This window comes from Vibrio sp. McD22-P3, assembly GCF_021568915.1.
Lineage (GTDB): Bacteria > Pseudomonadota > Gammaproteobacteria > Enterobacterales > Vibrionaceae > Vibrio > Vibrio mediterranei.
Genome location: NZ_JAKGTN010000012.1, coordinates 18,925 through 40,399 on the forward strand (window position 1 = coordinate 18,925; position 21,475 = coordinate 40,399).

At 45.2% G+C, this 21,475-nt stretch carries 18 protein-coding genes; 7 read left to right on the forward strand and 11 right to left on the reverse strand.

Going from position 1 to position 21,475, the window contains the following annotated elements; all coding sequences use genetic code 11:
• Window positions 1-11: 11 nt before the first annotated feature.
• The 8 genes from cydB to aspS all read right to left on the reverse strand — a co-directional run bounded on the left by cydB (window position 12) and on the right by aspS (window position 9,999).
• Window positions 12-1,148 (reverse strand): cytochrome d ubiquinol oxidase subunit II, encoded by a 1,137-nt coding sequence (gene cydB, locus L2W36_RS15060; RefSeq protein ID WP_031495488.1) that lies wholly within the window; start codon window positions 1,146-1,148, stop codon window positions 12-14.
• 15 nt (window positions 1,149-1,163) lie between these two features.
• Window positions 1,164-2,750 (reverse strand): cytochrome ubiquinol oxidase subunit I, encoded by a 1,587-nt coding sequence (gene cydA / locus L2W36_RS15065; RefSeq protein WP_063605596.1) that lies wholly within the window; start codon window positions 2,748-2,750, stop codon window positions 1,164-1,166.
• A 524-nt stretch (window positions 2,751-3,274) separates the two neighbouring features.
• Window positions 3,275-4,282, reverse strand: coding sequence for a Holliday junction branch migration DNA helicase RuvB (ruvB, locus tag L2W36_RS15070; protein WP_006075045.1), 1,008 nt, complete (start codon window positions 4,280-4,282; stop codon window positions 3,275-3,277).
• Between the two features lie 65 nt (window positions 4,283-4,347).
• Window positions 4,348-4,965, reverse strand: a complete 618-nt coding sequence (ruvA, locus tag L2W36_RS15075) for a Holliday junction branch migration protein RuvA (RefSeq protein ID WP_006075044.1) — start codon at window positions 4,963-4,965, stop codon at window positions 4,348-4,350.
• Between the two features lie 80 nt (window positions 4,966-5,045).
• A complete protein-coding gene (locus L2W36_RS15080) occupies window positions 5,046-6,473 on the reverse strand; it encodes a methyl-accepting chemotaxis protein (protein WP_006075043.1) in 1,428 nt (475 codons plus the stop codon).
• 203 nt (window positions 6,474-6,676) lie between these two features.
• Window positions 6,677-7,198 (reverse strand): crossover junction endodeoxyribonuclease RuvC, encoded by a 522-nt coding sequence (gene ruvC / locus L2W36_RS15085; RefSeq protein ID WP_006075042.1) that lies wholly within the window; start codon window positions 7,196-7,198, stop codon window positions 6,677-6,679.
• 13 nt (window positions 7,199-7,211) lie between these two features.
• Window positions 7,212-7,958: a YebC/PmpR family DNA-binding transcriptional regulator gene (locus L2W36_RS15090; protein ID WP_038230107.1), complete on the reverse strand. Its 747-nt coding sequence runs from the start codon at window positions 7,956-7,958 to the stop codon at window positions 7,212-7,214.
• Window positions 7,959-8,220: 262 nt separating this feature from the next.
• Window positions 8,221-9,999, reverse strand: coding sequence for an aspartate--tRNA ligase (aspS, locus tag L2W36_RS15095; protein WP_124940907.1), 1,779 nt, complete (start codon window positions 9,997-9,999; stop codon window positions 8,221-8,223).
• Between the two features lie 287 nt (window positions 10,000-10,286).
• Here aspS and L2W36_RS15100 point away from each other — a divergent pair, with 287 nt between their 5' ends.
• The 6 genes from L2W36_RS15100 (at window position 10,287) to L2W36_RS15125 (ending at window position 16,564) form a co-directional block, all read left to right on the forward strand.
• The gene (locus L2W36_RS15100) at window positions 10,287-11,168 is read left to right on the forward strand and encodes a DUF72 domain-containing protein (RefSeq protein ID WP_236110567.1); all 882 of its coding nucleotides are present in this window, start codon (window positions 10,287-10,289) and stop codon (window positions 11,166-11,168) included.
• A gap of 183 nt (window positions 11,169-11,351) precedes the next feature.
• Window positions 11,352-12,080, forward strand: a complete 729-nt coding sequence (cmoA, locus tag L2W36_RS15105) for a carboxy-S-adenosyl-L-methionine synthase CmoA (protein WP_006075038.1) — start codon at window positions 11,352-11,354, stop codon at window positions 12,078-12,080.
• A gap of 67 nt (window positions 12,081-12,147) precedes the next feature.
• Window positions 12,148-13,125, forward strand: coding sequence for a tRNA 5-methoxyuridine(34)/uridine 5-oxyacetic acid(34) synthase CmoB (gene cmoB / locus L2W36_RS15110; RefSeq protein ID WP_198557584.1), 978 nt, complete (start codon window positions 12,148-12,150; stop codon window positions 13,123-13,125).
• Window positions 13,126-13,283: 158 nt separating this feature from the next.
• Window positions 13,284-14,018, forward strand: coding sequence for an ATP-dependent zinc protease family protein (locus tag L2W36_RS15115; protein WP_006075035.1), 735 nt, complete (start codon window positions 13,284-13,286; stop codon window positions 14,016-14,018).
• Between the two features lie 53 nt (window positions 14,019-14,071).
• A complete protein-coding gene (locus tag L2W36_RS15120; RefSeq protein WP_006075034.1) occupies window positions 14,072-15,577 on the forward strand; it encodes an inactive transglutaminase family protein in 1,506 nt (501 codons plus the stop codon).
• Between the two features lie 3 nt (window positions 15,578-15,580).
• Window positions 15,581-16,564 carry an alpha-L-glutamate ligase-like protein gene (locus L2W36_RS15125; RefSeq protein WP_236110470.1) on the forward strand — a complete coding sequence of 328 codons (984 nt, stop codon included), beginning with the start codon at window positions 15,581-15,583 and terminating at the stop codon, window positions 16,562-16,564.
• 116 nt (window positions 16,565-16,680) lie between these two features.
• On the opposite strand, the gene L2W36_RS15130 is transcribed toward L2W36_RS15125, so the two are convergent.
• Window positions 16,681-18,798, reverse strand: coding sequence for a methyl-accepting chemotaxis protein (locus L2W36_RS15130; RefSeq protein ID WP_236110471.1), 2,118 nt, complete (start codon window positions 18,796-18,798; stop codon window positions 16,681-16,683).
• Window positions 18,799-18,974: 176 nt separating this feature from the next.
• Here L2W36_RS15130 and xthA point away from each other — a divergent pair, with 176 nt between their 5' ends.
• A complete protein-coding gene (gene xthA, locus L2W36_RS15135; RefSeq protein ID WP_124940905.1) occupies window positions 18,975-19,781 on the forward strand; it encodes an exodeoxyribonuclease III in 807 nt (268 codons plus the stop codon).
• A gap of 150 nt (window positions 19,782-19,931) precedes the next feature.
• Here xthA and L2W36_RS15140 read toward each other — a convergent pair whose 3' ends face one another.
• Together L2W36_RS15140 and L2W36_RS15145 are read right to left on the reverse strand one after the other, a co-directional pair.
• Window positions 19,932-20,615, reverse strand: a complete 684-nt coding sequence (locus tag L2W36_RS15140) for an ABC transporter permease (RefSeq protein WP_006075030.1) — start codon at window positions 20,613-20,615, stop codon at window positions 19,932-19,934.
• A 2-nt stretch (window positions 20,616-20,617) separates the two neighbouring features.
• Complete coding sequence (locus L2W36_RS15145) at window positions 20,618-21,358, reverse strand: ABC transporter permease (protein WP_006075029.1); 741 nt, start codon at window positions 21,356-21,358, stop codon at window positions 20,618-20,620.
• Window positions 21,359-21,475 lie beyond the last annotated feature (117 nt).

A 21,475-nucleotide genomic window follows, 5' to 3' on the forward strand; every position in this document is an offset into this window, starting at 1 on the left:
TCAAATGCTCCCTAGTAAAGTGAATTTTTGTTTTCTTCGATGAACTTGTCATCAAGACGACCAAACATCTTGTAGTAAGTCCAAGCTGTGTAGCTAAGAATTACTGGAACCATTACGAACGCCACTGCTGTCATTAGGTTCAGAGTCAACTCACTTGAAGTTGCATCCCACATAGTCAAGCTATGGTTAGGGTTTAGGCTACTTGGCATTACGAATGGGAACATTGCAAAACCAGCCGTAAAGATGATGCCGCCGTTCGCTAGAGAAGAAGCAATGAACGACACTGCACATTTCTCTAGACGCGAAGCCAGTACTGCTAGTAGAGGCATCACCACACCTAGTGCTGGAGCAATCCAAAGTAGTGGGTACTTCTCAAAGTTCGCCATCCACGCACCTGCTTCACGAACCACTTCTTTATTAAGTGGGTTCGATGCTGCATTGCCGTCAATTGCGCTTACGATTGAGTAGCCATCGATGTTTTGAATCCAGAAACCTGCTGCTACAAAAGCCGCAACAACCAATAGACCCATTAGCTGTGCTGTGTTGCGAGCACGAGTATGGATATCACCTGTTGTCTTCATTTGTAGCCAAGTTGAGCCTTGTAGCAAGATCATGAACAAGCTTACTAGACCGCAAAGTAGCGCAAATGGGTTTAGTAGACCAAAGAACGAACCATGATACGTTGGCATCATGAATTCACTCAGTTGGAACGGTACACCTTGTAGCAAGTTACCAAATGCCACACCAAAGATGATTGGTGGAACAAAACCACTGATTGAAATAGCGATATCCCAAACGTTACGCCATTTGGTGTCTTCTAGCTTTGAACGGTAGTCCAAACCGATTGGACGTAGCCATAGCGCTGCTAGTGTCACAATCATTGCAAAGTAGAAACCGGAGAACGACGTTGCATAAACAAGTGGCCATGCAGCGAATAACGCACCACCAGCTGTGATCAACCATACTTGGTTACCATCCCAGTGAGGGGCAATCGAGTTGATCATTACACGGCGTTGGCTATCCGTTTTACCTAGGATAGGCACTAGAGCACCTACCCCCATATCAAATCCATCGGTGATTGCGAAACCAGCCAATAGTACGCCGATCAGAATCCACCAGATGAGTCGTAAGACTTCGTAATCAAACATTCTTTTTCTCCTTGCTTACGCTTCTACTTGGCGACTAACTTTGTTCTCTACCGTTTCGTCATTTTGTTCGAAATGGTAACGACCAGTCTTCAAGCTACTTGGACCTTTACGTGCGAATTTCACCATCAAGTAAACTTCAGCAATTAGGAACACAGTATAGAGGGCGATGATTGCGAACAGTGAAGACCATAACTGGCCTACCGTTAACGCTGACGCGGCTACGTGAGTCGGTAGAATTTCACCAACAGCCCACGGTTGACGTCCGTATTCAGCAACAAACCAACCTGCCTCGATAGCGATCCAAGGTAGTGGGATACTGAATAGCGTTGCTTTGAGAATCCATCTCTTCTGTTCGATTTTTTGACGACATGTTTGTACAAACGCTGCGCCGAATACGAATAGCATGACAAAGCCACACGCAACCATGATACGGAATGACCAGAATAGCGGCCAAACTTTAGGGATAGAGTCATCCGCTGCAGCTTGGATTTGATCTTCTGTCGCATCAACAACTTTGTCTGTGTAGCGTTTAAGTAGTAGACCGTAACCTAGGTCATCTTTCACTTCATCAAACGCGGCAACGTTAGCTTCGCTGCGGTCACCTGCACGAAGTTTTTCTAGCAGCTCGTAAGCGTACATACCGTTACGAATACGATCGACGTGCTCTTCGCGTAGGTCACGAAGGCCAGTTACTGGAGTATCTAGAGAACGCGTTGCGATAATACCCATTACATATGGGATCTTAACCGCGAAGTCGGTGTGCATTTCTTCTTGGTTTGGTAAGCCAAACAGAGTAAATGCTGCCGGTGCTGGCTCAGTGTGCCACTCTGCTTCAATAGCCGCGAGTTTCACTTTTTGAACATCACCCAGCTCGTAACCTGATTCATCACCAAGTACGATTACCGATAGGATAGATGCCATACCGAACGAAGCTGCGATAGCAAACGAACGACGAGCAAATGCAACATCACGACCTTTAAGTAGGTAGTAAGAGCTGATACCTAGGATGAACATTGCACCCGTTGTATAGCCTGATGCTACTGTGTGAACAAACTTAACCTGAGCTACTGGGTTGAGTACTACCTCAGCGAAGCTCACCATTTCCATACGCATTGTTTCAAAGTTGAACTCAGCGCCTACTGGGTGTTGCATCCAACCGTTTGCAACAAGAATCCAGAGTGCAGAGAAGTTCGAACCAAGCGCAACTAACCATGTAACGGCTAAATGCTGACGTTTTGAGAGCCTATCCCATCCGAAGAAGAAAAGTCCGACAAAAGTGGATTCGAGGAAGAAGGCTACGAGGGCTTCGATAGCAAGCGGGGCACCGAATATGTCGCCAACATAATGGGAATAGTAAGACCAGTTGGTACCAAACTGGAATTCCATAGTAAGACCGGTGGCAACACCTAGAGCGAAGTTAATACCAAATAGCTTACCCCAGAACTTTGTCATGTCCTTGTAGATTTGCTTATTGGTCATTACGTAGAGGGACTCCATGATGGCTAGCAGGAACGCCATACCGAGAGTCAATGGAACGAACAAGAAGTGATACATTGCCGTGAGTGCAAATTGCAGTCTCGACAGATCAACAACGTCTATCATGGTAACTCCTTTTGTGTCAGCTGAACGACACTTTCTACATTTAGCTTCAAGGACTTTGTTTAATAGACATTAAACTTGTTGAGCAAATCATCATCCTTGTTGCAAAAATGTACCTCAATGGTTAGTTAATTGTTAAGCTTGCGCTAATATAGCTGGCGCTAATATTACTGTTAAATTGACTCGGTTTCAAAAGGTTTATTTGTAGAGTTGCTTTGATTTACATCAATAAACACAAAGAGTTGATTGTACGATCTTTAATCACATTGACGCAGATCAATTTCAATGAATTTATGTAAGCAAATTAAGGGAAGTGTGAAGGGGAGGAAGAATTGGGAATACCCCTTTAGTAGCAAGGGATTATAGCGTGAAGTGTTAGCTATATGAAACAGAATTGGACTTCAAATCACACAAAACGATAGATATGACAAATAAAACAAAGCCGCATATTTGCAATATAAATTTACAATAATGCGGCTTAATAATTATTCACAAAAAGGAACTATTTGGATGAAATCTGACAATTATCAATGTTTATCGATACCGAAGTGTAAATAAGCTCGGTCAGACGCGATACGGCCACGAGGTGTGCGTTGTAAATAGCCTTGTTGTATCAAATAAGGCTCAATCACATCTTCGATGGTGTCTTTCTCTTCACCAATGGCTGCTGCTAGGTTGTCGAGCCCTACAGGACCACCTGCGAACTTCTCCATAATTGCTAGCAAGAGCTTTCTATCCATGTAGTCAAAACCTTGATGATCGACATCAAGCATATTCAGTGCTTTGTCTGCGATATCCGCACAAATATGACCATTGCCTTTCACTTCCGCATAATCTCGAACGCGGCGCAGTAGACGGTTGGCAATGCGAGGTGTACCACGAGCACGACGAGCAATCTCCAACGCGCCTTCTGGTTCCATTGACAAGCCAAGACAAGACGCGCTGCGTTGCACGATCTTTTGCAGATCAGCAATCTTGTAATATTCCAAACGCTGAACAATACCGAAACGGTCGCGAAGTGGTGAAGTCAGTGAACCTGCTCTGGTTGTCGCGCCAATCAAAGTGAACGGAGGCAAGTCAATCTTAATAGAGCGTGCAGCAGGGCCTTCGCCAATCATGATATCCAGTTGGTAGTCTTCCATCGCGGGATACAAAACTTCTTCAACCATTGGACTTAGACGGTGAATCTCGTCAATGAACAAGACGTCATTTTCTTCGAGGTTGGTCAACAGCGCAGCCAAATCCCCTGCCTTCTCAAGCACCGGACCGGACGTGGTGCGAATGTTCACTTCCATTTCATTGGCGACGATATTGGCTAAGGTTGTCTTACCTAGACCCGGAGGACCAAATATCAACAAGTGATCAAGCGCCTCATTACGCAGTTGTGCCGCTTTGATGAAAATTTCCATCTGGTCACTAACATGCTCTTGGCCTTCATAATCGGCCAGTTTTTTAGGACGTATTGCTCGGTCAATCACGTCCTCATCTTTGAAAACAGGATTTTCAGGCGCTATTAAGCGATCGGCTTCAATCATGTCACGCTGTCTCTTTGCTATTCATTCAGCTTATTTAATAAAGGTGAGATTTGAATTCCCACTACTTAAACCATAGCACGCAGTGCTTCACGAATCAGCGCTTCGCTGGTCATATCTGGTTTCGCAACTTGAGAAACTACTTTTGATGCCTGTGTAGGTTTATAGCCCAACGCAAGCAGTGCACTGACCGCCTCTTCTTCCGCGTTGTCAGCATTCATAGCACCAACACTATCAACTGGTGCAGCGTCAGTCGCAGGCGTAAACAAGTCACCTGCACCCCAACCTTTCAAACGATCTTTCATTTCAACAACTAGACGCTCAGCAGTCTTTTTGCCGACCCCAGGTAGCTTAACCAGAGTAGAAATGTCTTCACGCTCTACACACGCAACAAACTGAGTAGCCGACATGCCGGATAGGATACCAAGACCTAGTTTTGGACCAACACCATTGGCTTTGATGACCTCTCTGAACAGTGCACGTTCACGGACGGTATTAAAGCCATAAAGTAATTGCGCATCTTCACGCACTACAAAGTGAGTGTAAATGATCGCCTCTTGGCCAATTTCAGGTAGTTCGTAGAAACAGCTCATCGGCATTTGAATTTCGTAGCCAACGCCGCCCACTTCAATTAACAGTTCTGGCGGTTGCTTTTCGATTAGAGTTCCACGTAATCGTCCTATCACAGTTCAATGTCTCATGTTAGTTGCAATAGGGCTTAGGATATAGAATAACTGGATAGGTATCCAGTTATTCTAAGTAAAATTTAAGGCATAACAGAGCGTAGGCGCTCGGAGAGTTCAGTGCCCTCATGGATTTGCTGACCAAGCTGATCACTAATCGTTTGAATGTCTTCGGCAATCGCTTTACTGCCGACAACAGACTCCGCCACATCACTGCTTGCTTGGTCTAATTCGCCGATGGCTAAATTCTGTTGAGTGACCAACTCACTGAGCTCGGTAATTTCTGAAGAAATGGTTTGCACTTGTTCTATCATCATACTCAACTCAGAGACTGTGGTTTGAATGGTTTTTTGTCCGGAGTTGATTTCTTGCTGACTGTTGTTGATAAGAGTGCGAATCTCATCCACTGAATTACTGGTTTTAGACGACAGTTCTCTGACCTGCTCAGCAACGACGGCGAAGCCACGACCATGTTCACCTGCCCTAGCTGCTTCAATAGCAGCGTTTAACGCAAGCAAGTTGGTTTGCTCTGCCACGGAAGTAATCAGCTCAATAACCGACACCACTTTCTGATTACTGTTATCGATATTGGTGATGGCCTGCGTCGAAGCATTCAGCATTTCCGAGCTGCTCTCTGCTTGCTGCTTTATTGAATCGGTTTGGGTAATCACTTGCTCCATAAAGTTCACCGACTCTTGGGTGAACGACGACAGCTGTTCCAATTGCTGACTCATTTCCTCTGCGGCACTGGCTTGAGAAGCGCTGTTGAGGCTCAGTGACTGTACGTTACTTGTCAGTTGGGTAGATTGCGTGTTCACTTGATGAATCACTTCATCTAACTCTTGAACACTTTCGTTAACAGCGAGTAGCATGCTATCAAGTTTCTTCTCTCCTTCTGACGCTTTTTCTGCTTGTAACGCACTCTCTTTTTGCGCTTTTTCAGCGCGTGAAATCGCACTTTCTTTCTGTTTTGAAGTAAAACTTTGCGCGAAGCAAATGACAAATAGCGGCAGTAACATGCCAGACCAAATCTCTATATTCTGCTTAGATGCCGACAAGTTAATCGTTGGGAATTGATAACCGGAAGTATGCAAATAGGTCATCACAGCGGATACCGCTAGAATCCCGACGCTCCACGTTAATGCCATAATACGAGATGCGGAAAGATAGAAGGCTACGATCAACAGCGGGGCCCAGAACGCTTGCGTCGAATCAACGATGCCACCGCTTTGGAAGATAATATTCACCGCATGCAGCACCATACCAAAGAAACCGATGTTCAGTGCCAGTGTGATCATCTTACTAAAACGAAGCACTGCTAAAGCAATAACTTCGACTAAGATCAACGCGATAGAGGTGAGAAATAGAGACGCGTGGCCATTGGATTGCCACTTAATCGCGCTGTATAAACCAACCACCAAAGCCACAACTGAGAAGACCGCGGTGATTTCCGCTTTACGAAGGGTGTTACGAGAAAGGCTATCCGAATTATTGATAAAATAATGCCACATGCCGCTGGAGTTCCTTGTTATTTGATTATTCGGACATTTGGTCCTTTGAATTAACTCATCGGACCAATATTAGGAAGTTAACAAATAATTAACAAGGTGAATTAGGCGAAAAGCTCTAAAAGTGTGGACTGGCTATCGTTAAAATTATCGGTATGGCGTTTATATCGCCACACTTCCTTGATGGCTTCATGCGATTAATTTGATTAGCGATAACGCCCTTTTTTTGCGCCTGTTGCTTTACCCGCTAAAGCGACAAGTGTTTTGTTGGTGTTTGCATGACAGATTGCGACACCTAAGGCGTCAGCCGCATCAGCTTGAGGTTTGGACGGCAATTTCAGCATCGCCATAACCATATGCTGAACCTGTGCTTTATCTGCTCCACCCGTACCTACTACCGCTTGCTTGATTAAGCGTGCTGCGTATTCGTAGACAGGCAAGTCATTATTCACGGCAGCAACAATTGCGCTGCCTCTGGCCTGTCCTAACTTAAGCGCTGAATCAGCGTTTTTAGCCATAAACACCTGTTCAATAGCAAACACGTCTGGCTGAAATTGAGTAATGATCTCACTCACACCTGCGTAGATTTGTTTGAGTCTGCCTGGTAACTCTGCTTCTGATGTACGGATACACCCGCTACCGAGGTATTGCAAATGGCGACCCTGCTGACGAATTACACCATATCCGGTGATACGCGAGCCAGGGTCGATTCCTAGTATTATTGACATGATTTCTCGTTAATTACTCAAGGCTTGCTGCGACTTCGTCAGAGATATCACCGTTGTGATAGACCTCTTGCACATCGTCAAGGTCTTCCAGTGCGTCAATCAAGCGCAGCAATTTTGGTGCTGTCGTCTCATCAAGCTCTGCTTTAGTTGACGGCACAAGCGTCACTTCTGCATTGGCGGCTTGATAACCAGCGCCATCTAGCGCATCTTTCACCGCACCAAAGTCGGCAGGCGTGGTGTAAACATCAATAGCACCATCGTCTCCGGTTTCAATATCATCAGCACCACCTTCTAGTGCGACTTCCATCACTTCGTCTTCGTCCAGACCTGGAGCATAAGAAATGACGCCCTTTTTATCGAATAGATAGTTCACACTCCCGTCAGTACCGAGGTTGCCCCCTGCTTTAGAAAATGCGTGGCGAACGCCAGATACGGTTCGATTACGATTGTCGGTCATGCATTCCACCATGACTGCCGTTCCACCGGGACCGTAACCCTCGTAGATAACCGTTTCCATGTTGTCATCGCCTTCCCCACCAGCCCCACGACTCACGGCACGATTTACCGTATCACGAGTCATATTGTTGGAGAGTGCTTTATCAATAGCGGCACGAAGACGAGGGTTGTTTTCAGGTTCACCACCACCTTCTTTAGCGGCAACGACAATTTCGCGAATTAATTTAGTGAAGATTTTGCCGCGCTTGGCATCTTGCGCAGCTTTACGGTGACGAATATTCGCCCATTTACTATGACCTGCCATAACAAATCCTTTGAGTTCTATGAAGTTGGATTACTTTTTATGTTGGTATAACTATACAGATTTTGGAAACAAAAACTCCCGCTGTTGCGGGAGTTTTGGGTATGTTGTGATCTTGGCTTTTAGTTTTGGTGCTCGCGGTTAGAAGGTCCCTGCATACGCAGGGATGACAACAGCTTGAGCACACCAAAGGTTGATGTGTTATTCCTGCGCAGGCAGGAATCTACCCAAGGCGTGCGACCTAACTAAAAAACCACGTCGTACCTTAAGAGTCTTTCTTCTCTTTCGCCGCCGTTACTGCAATCGCTAGCTCTTCAAGTGCTGCTGGGTTTGCTGCACTTGGTGCATCTGTCAGTAGACAAGCTGCTGCGGTCGTTTTCGGGAATGCGATTACGTCACGGATGTTTTCCGTACCGCAAAGTAGCATCACAAGACGGTCAAGACCGAATGCAAGGCCTGCGTGCGGTGGCGTACCAAATTTTAGTGCATCTAGTAGGAAACCAAACTTCTCACGTTGCTCTTCTGCATCAATACCAAGGATCTCGAATACTGCTGCTTGCATTTCTGCGTTATGGATACGAACAGAACCGCCACCTACTTCATAGCCGTTTAGAACCATATCATACGCGTTTGAGTTTGCTGCCGCTGGGTTCGCTTTTAGCTCTTCCGCAGTCATGCCTAAAGGAGACGTGAATGGGTGGTGCATCGCGTGTAGGTTACCCTCGTCATCTTCTTCGAACATTGGGAAGTCAACAACCCAAAGTGGTGCCCACTTAGACTCATCGGTAAGCTCAAGATCCTTACCAATCTTAAGACGAAGTGCGCCCATTGCTTCAGCAACCGTGTTCGCTTTGTCTGCACCAAATAGGATGATGTCGCCAGACTCAGCTTCAGTGCGTTCAAGAATACCGTTGATCACTTCTTCGTTTAGGAACTTCGCTACTGGAGACTGGATACCTTCCATACCTGCGGCACGGTCGTTAACCTTCATCCACGCAAGACCTTTAGCACCGTAAATACCAACGTACTCTGCGTAACCATCAATCTGCTTACGAGTTAGAGAAGCACCGCCTGGTACACGGATAACAGCTACGCGACCTTTTTCGTCGTTAGCTGGGCCTGAGAACACTTTGAATTCAACGTCTTTTAGTAGATCAGCAATGTCTACTAACTCAAGCGGGTTGCGTAGATCTGGCTTATCTGAACCAAAACGACGAATCGCTTCAGAGAAAGGCATAACTGGGAACTGACCTAGGTCTACGTTCAATAGCTCTTGCCACATATCGCGAACCATTTTTTCTGTCACTTCACGAACTTGATCCGCAGACATAAAAGAAGTTTCGATATCGATTTGAGTAAATTCAGGTTGACGGTCAGCACGCAAGTCTTCATCACGGAAGCACTTAACGATTTGGTAGTAACGGTCGAAACCAGACATCATCAGCAGCTGCTTAAATAGCTGTGGTGATTGAGGTAGTGCGTAGAACGAGCCTTTGTGAACACGGCTAGGCACTAAGTAGTCACGTGCACCTTCTGGTGTCGCTTTAGTTAGTACTGGTGTTTCGATGTCTAGGAAGCCATTGTCGTCAAGGAAACGACGAACAAAGCTTGATGCTTTAGCGCGCAGCTTAATACGATCGCTCATTTCTGGACGACGAAGATCGATGTAACGATACTTAAGGCGCTGCTCTTCAGTATTGGTTTGGTTGAAGTCTAGTGGCAATACATCACTGCGGTTGATGATTTCAAGGCCAGTTGCCAAGATCTCAACCTCGCCAGTTGCCATGTCTTTGTTAACTTGGCTTTCTGGACGAACACGAACTTCACCAGTCAGCTTGATGCAGAATTCGTTGCGAAGTTGGTTTGCCACTTCGTAAGCATCAGCCATATCTGGATCAACAACTACCTGAACGATACCTTCACGATCTCGCATATCGATAAAGATAAGACCGCCTAAATCTCGGCGACGGTTTACCCAGCCGCACAGTTCTACAGTTTGTCCTGCAAGGGACTTGTTCAGGTGACCACAGTAATGGCTACGCATAGTGAATTTCCCAATTTCCAATAGTGATAATGAAACGTATAGTATGGGCGAGTGACTATTATCTAGCCAACTTACATTACACCCATAAAATCAAAGGTTCATTTATACTCGGAAAATCGTCTAAAATCGACCTAATTTGACAGAATTATTGTGTTTAATTGCCAGTTGCGGCACTAGAACTCTTGAAATGGATAAAATATCAACAAATCCTGTTGATACGGCTGAAGCTAGAACATTGCAATCAATGCACGAGATGCCATAGATGGAAACGAAAGCAAGGGAAGATGATGAGCGAGCTTAAGTTAAGATTGGGTTTAACCATGTGGTCACACAGTGATTGGCAGCACTCATTCTATGGTAAAGGTACCAAGCCAAATGAGCGCTTGGAGCGTTATGCATCTGTTTTTCACACTGTGGAAGGCAATACCACCTTTTACGCTACACCGAATAATTCTACTGTCGATAGCTGGAATCGTGCGACTCCTGAAGATTTCCGGTTTACCTTCAAACTACCAAAACAGATCACCCACGAGCAAATGCTCACTCAATGCCGAGCAGAGCTAAACAACTTCCTCAAAGTTATGGAACCGCTGCACTCGAAAATTGGTATGTGGACGATTCAGCTTCCGAGCAGTTTTGCTCCCGAACAACTCGCATCACTGCAATCTTTTTGCCAGTGGTTCCCTAGCGACATGCCGTTGGGGGTTGAGGTTCGCCATTTGGGATTTTTCAATAAATCTGATGACGAACGACGGTTTAACCAATGGTTAATGGAGCAAAATATCGACCGCATTATTATGGATAGTCGTCCTGTTTTCGCGGCCAAGCCGGATACCCCTGCCGTCATCGATGCTCATGAAAAGAAACCAAAAGTACCTGTTCACGCTATTGCAACCGCAGAACATCCAATGATCCGCTTTATTGGTCACCCAGATATGGAACAAAATCTTCGCTTCTTTAAGCCTTGGGAAAACAAACTTGCCGAGTGGGTTCAACAAGGTAAGCAGCCTTACGTTATGATTCATACTCCTGACAATGTCGAAGCGCCTGAGCTTGCCATTAAGCTTTATGAAGTGCTAAGCCAGCATTTGGCGACGCTACAAACAACGCTTTCCCCACTCAACGCAATTCCAGCATTGCGCGACGATCATCAAATTTCAATGTTCTAATTCATTACTGCGTGTCTATCTCTCACTGATTTGACCTAACACAAGTTGCGATACAGTTACGTAGGATGACTTTTCTTGATGAATAACGTAAAATGCGCGCCTTTTTTATTGCCTCTGAACTTGTACTTAGCAAAGCGCTGAACCAAGTTTAGGACTGAGTGAGACCGCATGGGGAACAATGATATGCAGAACAAAGATACGATATTCTCTGCACCTATCGACAAAATTGGTGACTTTACCTTCGACGAACGCGTAGCGGAAGTCTTCCCAGATATGATTCAACGCAGTGTGCCGGGTTACAGCAATATTATTTCTGCTATTGGCATGCTGGCTGAACGCTTTGCAAAGCCTCACTCCACTATTTATGACTTAGGCTGTTCCTTGGGCGCTGCTACGCTATCTATGCGTCGTAACATTACTCAAGAAGGTTGCCAAATCATTGCGGTCGATAACTCTCCAGCTATGGTTGAGCGTTGCAAACTTCATGTGAACGCTTACCGCTCTGATACTCCAGTTAGTGTCGTTGAAGCTGATATTCGTGATATTGATATCACCGACGCATCCGTTGTGGTGCTTAACTTTACGCTTCAATTTTTATCTCCAGAGGATCGTCGAACTCTGCTTGAAAAGATCTACGCGGGTTTGCGCCCGGGCGGTATTTTGATCTTATCTGAGAAATATGTGTTCGAAGACGAAAGCGCCAATGAACTATTGATCGATTTGCATCATGACTTCAAACGCGCCAATGGCTACAGCGAGCTCGAAATTAGCCAAAAGCGCAGCGCCATTGAGAACGTCATGCGCCCAGACTCAATTGCAATGCACAAAGCACGCTTTGAAGAGATCGGTTTTAGTAGCTGTGAAGTTTGGTTCCAGTGTTTCAACTTCGGCTCTATGTTTGCTATTAAATAGCGTATTACGACCATTACCTAGATATACCATTAGCGAGATATCGCTAAGTTTAAAATTAGAGAATCCAATGTTTAATTTTGCAGACTTCTACCAACTTATTGCTCAAGATACACGCCTACAGCCATGGCTTAATGTGTTGCCTCAACAGCTGACTGACTGGCAAAACGCTCAGCATGGCGATTTTGATCGTTGGTTAAGAGCCCTAGCAAAGATTGATGTAGGTCAGCCTGATAACGTAGAGCTGAAAGATAGTGTAACTATTTCAAACTCTGAGCCACTGCCCACTGGCGAGATGAAAAAGCTTGAGAGCTTACTGCGTACTTTCCACCCTTGGCGTAAGGGTCCGTACCATGTTCATGACATTCATATTGATACTGAGTGGCGCTCTGATTGGAAATGGGATCGTGTGCTTCCACATATCTCACCGTTAAATAATCGCTCTGTGCTGGATGTTGGCTGTGGTAACGGCTATCACATGTGGCGCATGCTAGGTGAAGGTGCACGTCTATGCGTGGGCATTGACCCATCACACCTATTCTTGGTTCAATTTGAAGCGATTCGCAAAATGATGGGCAACGATCAACGCGCTCATTTACTGCCATTGGGTATTGAACAGCTTCCTGAACTGCAAGCGTTTGATACGGTATTCAGCATGGGTGTGTTATATCACCGCCGCTCGCCGCTCGATCATCTTATTCAACTAAAGAACCAGTTGGTACCGGGTGGCGAGCTGATTTTAGAAACCTTGGTGATTGAAGGTGATGAGAATGCAGTCCTAGTACCGCACGATCGCTACGCTCAAATGCGCAATGTTTACTTTTTCCCGTCAGCACGTGCACTGAAAGTTTGGCTCGAGAAAGTTGGCTTTGAAAATGTACGTATCGTTGATGAGAACGTGACGACAATCGGTGAGCAACGCACTACCGAATGGATGACACATAACTCGTTGCCTGAGTATCTAGATCAGAACGATCCTAGCAAAACTGTCGAGGGCTACCCTGCTCCTCGTCGCGCTATCTTAATTGCTGATAATCCAAGCAATTAATTAATCGCAAGTGTTGTATACGTCTCACTTTATCGAGTTTTGACATGACGTTTATAACTCTAACGGAGCTCTGACAATAGGGAGTATCAAACTCCCTTATTGATCAGCTAAAATCCATACCACTTCCTGTTCCATTATTTACTGTTTTAGGGTTTAAGATGTACAAACGCTTGGCACCACTTGTCGCCATCGGTTTACTTTCCGGCTGTTCCACTATTAATCACCAAGAACTTCACCAAAGTACACTCAATGCAATCGAGCAATCCGAGCAACGCCTCGAGAATCGCCTCACCAATATCGACCTGCAGTTGAGCAACCAAACTGACTACATCGATAGTTTGGAATCTGAAATAATTGCACTTAATGAACAAATTAAGGTACTAGAAAACAATCAAGTAGAAGGATTGGAGAAAATTGATGACTCCAAGCCTCTGCCAGCAATCGTTGCTGTGCCTTCAATTTCAAGCCCTGTAATCTTAGGCTCAGTTGAAAAAGTAAAACTCGATGTTTTAAAACAAACCTTCGATGCGCGTGTCGATACTGGAGCAGCAACCTCTTCATTAAATGCTGCCGATATTCAAGCGTTTGAGAGAGATGGGAAGCAATGGGTGAAATTTCACCTCGTTAATGACAAGGTTAAAGAGCAGGAAAAACGTTGGATTGAAGCCCCTGTACTCCGATACGTTAAAATACGCCAATCTACCAGCGATGAAATGGAACGTAGAGCTGTAGTTGAATTGTGGATCCGTGTAGGAAAAATCCATGAAAAAGCGCAATTTACACTGGCGGATCGCTCGCAAATGACCCACCCTATACTACTAGGAAGAGAATTTATCAAAGATATTGCTTTAGTGGATGTAAGTCAGCAATATATACTTTCATCTAACAAATAAATCTCTTTTGAATAACACTTTCAGGGAAAGCAATTACAATAATAAGGTTGTTTATGACTTCACGTATTCCATTTTACCTATCAGTAGGCTTACTGATTGCCGCAGGTATTGCGCTTAGTGTCATCAGACACGAGACGTACGGCGTTCCATGGACTCCAGGTGAAACTCGCCAAGTCTGGGATATCGAAGCTAGAGTTGAATTTAACGCCATTGGCAAGCCCGCCAAAGTTTCTTTAGCGGCACCTTATACTCAAGAAGGCTTTACACTCATTGGAGAGTCAGCATCTTCACCAGGCTACGGTGTCTCGTATGTTGATTCTGATGCAGGACGCCGAGCAGAGTGGTCAATCCGCCAAGCCCAAGGTCCTCAAACCATCTACTACAAAACTCAATTTCTTGTTGATGACCAAGCGCTCGCTAACTCGACTCCTCCTACAGAAGAAATCATTAAACCGACCTTTGATGGTCCAGAAGAAGCCGCTGCTATTGCCCTCGTAGAACGCGCCACCTCTCGCTCTTCTGACAATATCACTTTCACTCGAGAACTTATCAAAGCACTGAACGATGGTGATAGCCAAAACTCGGCGCTTATTCTGAACAGCATGACTAAGTTGCAAGCAGCCTCTAAGCTTCTTGCGTATGCTGATGTTCCCAGCAAAGTTGTCGGTGTTATTGAATTAGAAGATGGTCGTCGCCGTCAATCCAGCCAACAAATGTTGCAAGTATGGGATGGCAAAAAATGGCAAATTTTCTCTCCGGAAACAACCGAAGGTAAAAAACAACAGAACCTATTGGTTTGGGATGAGTCTAACGTCTCTTTGCTTGATGTCGTCGGTGGTAAAGACAGTAAAGTTCATTTCACCATGATTTCGCAAGAGGTATCCCCTCAAGAAGCAACAAACAGTAAAGTTGATGCTGACGGTCTTCTTAACTTCTCTATTCATAGCCTGCCTCTCGAAGAGCAAGCCATGTTTAAGACCATCATGCTAATACCAATTGGTGCCTTGATTGTTGTATTCCTGAGAATACTGATTGGCCTGAAGACCTCAGGTACTTTCATGCCAGTACTGATTGCCGTAGCATTCGTTCAAACACAGTTAGTCACCGGTATTGTCGGCTTCTTGCTGATAGTGGGTACTGGTCTGGTGATCCGTAGCTATCTATCTAAACTCAACTTACTATTAGTTGCCAGGATATCAGCGGTTATCATCACCGTTATTTTGATTATTTCAGTCTTTACCGTCGTTGCCTTCAAGATTGGTCTCACCGAAGGTCTGTCGATTACCTTCTTCCCAATGATCATCCTGTCTTGGACAATCGAACGTATGTCGATTCTATGGGAAGAGGAAGGCGCGAAAGAGGTTGTACTGCAGGGTGGTGGCTCACTACTCACAGCGGTTCTGGTTTATCTTGCGATGACCAACCCATATGTACAGCATCTGACGTTTAACTTTATCGGTCTGCAATTGGTTATCCTTGGTGGTATCCTAATGCTAGGTACTTACACAGGCTACCGTCTGACTGAGCTACGCCGTTTCAAACCTCTAACGGAGGACTAATTTATGCTACGAAAGCTAACCAGTCCTTTTAAGTTACGTGAACGCGGTATCATGGGTATGAACCAGCGTAACCATAGTTACATTGGTCGCTACAATGATCGTTCTAAATACCCGTTGGTTGATGACAAACTTAAAACCAAGATCATCGCAGAAAAAGCTGGCGCAACCACGCCAGCCTTGATTGGCGTTATTCGAAGCCAAGTTGAAGTTAAAGCCATCCATGAGATGGTCAAAGACTGGCCAGGATTCGTAATTAAGCCTGCTCAAGGCAGTGGTGGTAAAGGTATCTTGGTGGTCACAGAGCACAAAGATGGGGTCTACACCAAACCATCTGGTTCTACCATTAACAAAGAAGACGTTGAACGCCATATCAGTAACGCGCTAGCGGGACTGTTCTCATTAGGTGGTAAGAACGATGTAGCGGTGGTCGAAAACCTCATCAAGTTTGATGATTGCTTTGAAGGCTTTAGTTACGAAGGGGTTCCTGACGTTCGGATCATCGTATTCCAAGGTTATCCAGTGATGGCGATGATGCGTCTTTCTACATCTGCATCCGACGGCAAGGCCAACCTTCACCAAGGTGCAGTAGGTGTTGGTATCGATATCGCTACCGGTAAAGCGGTTAGAGCGGTTCAGTTTGACCAACCTGTAACTCACCATCCAGACACTGGCAAAGAGCTTGCAACGCTCGCAGTACCTCACTGGGAACGACTCCTCACTCTTGCCTCTAGTGCTTATGAGATGACAGGCCTTGGCTATATGGGTACGGATATGGTGTTAGATAAGGAAGAAGGGCCAATGGTGTTGGAGCTTAATGCTCGTCCTGGTCTTGCGATTCAAATCGCCAATGGAAGTGGCATCTTACCGAGACTGCAGCACATCGAATCGTTAGGCGAACCAAACCCGTTCACCTACCCTTCTCCAGAAGAGCGCGTTGCCTATGCGGCTAAGATGTTTGGGCACGTTAATGGGGAAGAAACGTCATAACTTTTCCTTGATGATGTCTTTTCTGCACTGACTTCTGTCTTCGCTGAATTGTTAAAGTAAAACGCGACCCATTAGGTCGCGTTTTTTGTTATTACCGTTATGTTCAGTTGGAGCAGTTACACCTTGAATTGGCTCATCAACCCTTGTTGCTCGCTAGAAAGCTGGTTAATTTCTTTGCCCACTTTTTCTGAGTCTCCCGCCTTCTCTAAGATTTGAGCACTTAAATCACGAATGTTACTGACGTTTTGATTAACTTCCGCCGATACAGATTGCTGCTCTTCTGCTGCCTTAACAATCTGGCTATTCATATCGTTAATCGCAGAGATAGACTCGAAGATGCTGCTCAGTGCTGCCACGGCTTGCTGAACATGCGTCGCCGTAGAATCTGCAAGTTGTGACCCTTCTTGAATCGCGCTCACCACATCGCGTGTTCCCTTCTGGACACGCTCAATAACTTCTTGGATTTCGCCCACCGAATCATGAGTACGACTTGCTAGACTTCTAACCTCATCTGCAACTACCGCGAACCCACGACCTTGCTCCCCTGCTCGCGCTGCTTCAATGGCAGCATTGAGTGCCAGTAAGTTAGTCTGCTCGGAAATGCCTTCAATTACCGCGAGGATCTCTGTGATATTAGTGTTGTTCTTCGCTAGCTCTTCTACCACCGGAACGGTAGCTTTCATCTGTTCAACCAAACGAACCATTTCACTGGCTGACAGTTCAACGACTTCCTGACCTTGGCTAGCAGACTCATTTGCTGAAGCCGCAGCTTGCACCGCAACCTCAGCATTTTGCACCACGAGTGACGCCGTTTGTGTCATCTCTTCTGACGCAGTTGCAACGAGGTCAACTTCTCTAAATTGAGCTTCACTACTCTCTCGTGTCGCAACCGCTGTGGCATTGGCACTTTCAGCTGTACCAGCAATGCGTTCAGTGGTTACGGCAACTTGTTGGATCGTCGTTTGCAATTTTGCTAAAAATGCATTGAACTGCTCTGCAAGCTGACCTATCTCATCGCCCGATTTGACTTCCAAACGCTGCGTTAGGTCCCCCTCTCCACTGGCAATATCCTCTAAGCGAGTAACTACCTCTCTAATTGGCTTAACTAGACGTAGCGACATTAGAGCAATGATGACGAGCCCTACAATGACAAAGCCAGCACCCACTAAGACTTCAAATACAATTCCTTCTTCTAACTGCTTAGAGATAATGCTATCAAGCTCAATAGCATCACTGAGAACGCTGCTACGAGGCATATCAAAGAATACGCCCCATGTCTGATTAGCAATAGTGACTGGATTAAATACCGTTAACCACTGACCATCTGCACTCCATTGAGCGCTAGCTTCTTCTCCAAACATCAGGTCTGTAATCTGCTCTGACGATAAAATGGCACTTTGATAAGGAGAACCAACTTTAATACTCGAATCGTCACTGGCAATTACACTTTCATCGAGGCTGATGATGTTCACGTGTCCACTGCCATTAAAGAGGCTGGCATCTGACTCCATAACGGTATTGGCGAGCTCAGTCAGTTTAAGGTCGATACCTAAAAAACCAATTAACATGTTATCGACTTCAATTGGAATTGATAGCGATGAAGTGAGGTGTTGCTGAGCACCAATAGTACTGAGTCGTGGGGTACTGACACACGATGCTTCGGTAGCGAGAGGACAATAGAAGCGTTCCCCATCTTCTAAAGCGTCAAGCTTACGCTTAGTTAGAACCGTGCGGATGGCATTCTCACCCGTCTCGGTGATTTGCCAATAAGTCGCAAATTGTCCAAGCTCATTAGAACCAACATAGTCGGCTCCCTCATAGTTTGAATCTTCTCCATCAAGCATATTTGGCTTGAAGACTAAGTATGCGCCTTGGATAGAAGGAAACTCGATAACGGCCTGTCGAATCATTTCATCCAGTGCCGTTCGCAGATCCTCACTGGGGACGAAATTTTCTTCTGCGTTATACTTTTGAAACTTAGCGTTGGCGATCAACATTTCCGCACGGTAAATCGCTTCATTGAAATAATCTTTGACTTCTCGTGCGTTAATATCCGCACGAGCTTCAAGTAACGCCTGTGATTTTTCAACCACCGATTCGGAACTGAGTGTCTGAATTGCTTTTTGGCTGTTGATGGCGTTATAGAGTGAAAAGCCTATCAAAGCTATGGAAGTAAATAGCAAGCAACAGCCTGCTAACACCGTGATTTTCCACTGCACGGAAAGAGTTCGCATAGTACATCCTTTTTGCAAACGTGAGCCAGTATGTTTTTTTATCGACGTATTGTCGTTTTTATTTAGCGATTTATTACATCATTTTTACATCTCCACCTCAACTGAAGCGTTGTACGTTCAGGATGCTCAATGCTAGTATTTTGACCCTGATATAAAAATCACAGGATTAGTGAGAAATGAAAGTCATCAGTTTTAATATCAATGGCCTACGCGCTCGACTTCATCAACTTCAAGCTTTGATTGATAAGCACCAGCCAGACGTCATTGGTTTGCAAGAAATCAAAGTTCATGACGAGGCCTTCCCAGTAGAAGCGGTAGAGGCTATGGGCTATAAAGTCTATTTCCACGGCCAAAAGGCACACTATGGTGTTGCTATGCTGTGTAAGCAGGAGCCTATCTCTGTCCAGAAAGGGTTCCCTACCGACAACGAAGATCATCAAAAACGTATGATCATGGCAACATTCGAAGATGCTAATGGCGACAAAGTGACCGTGTTAAATGGCTACTTCCCTCAAGGGGATAACATTAGCCATGAGACCAAGTTTCCTTATAAAGAAGCTTTCTACAAAGATCTGATGACCTACTTGAATGAGCACCATAGTAATGATGAGAAGCTTATCGTTATGGGTGACATCAATATCAGTCCAATCGACCTAGATATCGGCATCGGTGAACCAAATCGTAAGCGCTGGCTCAAGACTGGTAAGTGTTCCTTCCAACCAATTGAACGTGAGTGGTTACAGACTCTACTCGACTGGGGCTTCGTAGATACATTCCGTCAGCTGCATCCAAACGTCGATGATCAATTCTCATGGTTTGATTACCGCTCTCGCGGTTTCGATGATAATCGCGGCCTACGAATTGACGTGGTATTGGCTACGAAGAGTCTTGCTGAAACGTGTTCAGAAGCAGGTATTGATTACGAACTACGTGGCATTGAGAAGCCATCTGATCACGCGCCAATTTGGTCTGTGTTTGGCTAAACCAAGCTCTGGTGTGCGCTAATATAACGTCATTCCTGCCTAGAACAGGAATCTGCCCAAAGCGTAGTGCAAAAACAAAATCCCCGATCATCACTTTCGTAACAATCGGGGATCATAATTCTAATTATTCTTTCTTAAGGAATAACTACATCACTGTGACTCAAGTGGTCTCATATACGCTAGGAATCGCTTCTCTGCTTTCTTAAATACCCAAAGAATAATGAAGGTCAGTCCCATATAGAACAAACCTGCGGTCAGGAATGATTCAAATGGCGCATAGTAACGAGAGTTCACTAGGCGAGCAGCACCGGTCAAATCCATAATAGTGACGATACCAGCTACCGCCGAACCGTGAAGCATGAAGATAACTTCGTTACTGTACGCGGGTAAGGCTCTGCGTAATGCGCTTGGCAAAATAATGCGACGATAAGTCTTCCAAGGACTCATTCCATAAGCTTTTGCAGCTTCGACTTCACCTTTTGGTAAGCCATTTATCGCACCGCGGATAATTTCTGCCGTATACGCTGATGTGTTAAGTACAAACGCGACTAACGCACAGAACCATGCGTTTTCCCACAACGTATCTTTGACTGGGAAGAATTGGTCCATGCCGTAGTAAATCAAATAAAGTTGAACCAACAGTGGCGTACCACGGAAGAAATAGATAAAACCCCACGATGGTAAACTGAATAAATAATTTGTGCTGTTTCTAGCTACCGCTAAAGGTATTGCCACACACAAACCAATCACAAGGGCTAGCGACACCAACCAAGCGGTAGTCCAAAGGCCGTCCAGATAGACTGGGAAACTTTCTACTATCAATGAAAAGTCCATATCTACCTCACATGAATACTAAATTTGCGCTCTACCAGCTTTAAGAAACCGGTTGAGATGCTGGTGAACAGTAAGAAGATAATCGCCACCGACATATAGAAGGTAAATGGCATCTTGGTTGAACCTGCCGCTAATGAACTCACGCGTACCATGTCTTCTAGTCCAATGATGGAGACTAGTGCAGTTGTCTTAAGAAGTACCAGCCAGTTATTGCCAAACCCCGGTAAAGCATGTCGAATCATTTGGGGTAGAAGTATACGTCTAAATGCTAAGACAGAGCTCATGCCATAGGCCTTCGCTGCTTCCATTTCACCTTTATCAACGGCCATGATTGCACCGCGGAAAGTTTCGGCCATGTAAGCACCAAAGATAAATCCGATAGTTAATACCCCTGCAACGAATGGAGATACATCAATATAGTCAGGTAAGTATGAAGTCCACTCATGATTCGGGTCACTGGACATAAACCAGTTGTTGAGCCATTCGTTGACGGCGTACAAACTGTTATTGAGCAGTATTTGTCCGCCAAAGAAGATTAGCATCATTAAAACGAGATCTGGGATGCCTCGAATAATGGTAGTGTAAAGTGTCGCTATCGCACGTGCCCACTTATAGGGAGCAAGCTTAGCGAGCGCGCCTAACATACCTAAGAACATAGCAAGCAATAGCGAAAGTATTGCCACTTCTATGGTCAGTACGGCCCCTTTTAATATTGAGGCTTCATATCCTTGTAAATCGAGCATAGTTCCTTCCAACAGCACAGCAAATTTGTTGGTAAGTCATACTAAAAAACACCTGTGACACGCTTTTTAGTAAAAGGGCCTGAGACTAGCTCAAGCCCTTATCGTTATTTAAGCTAA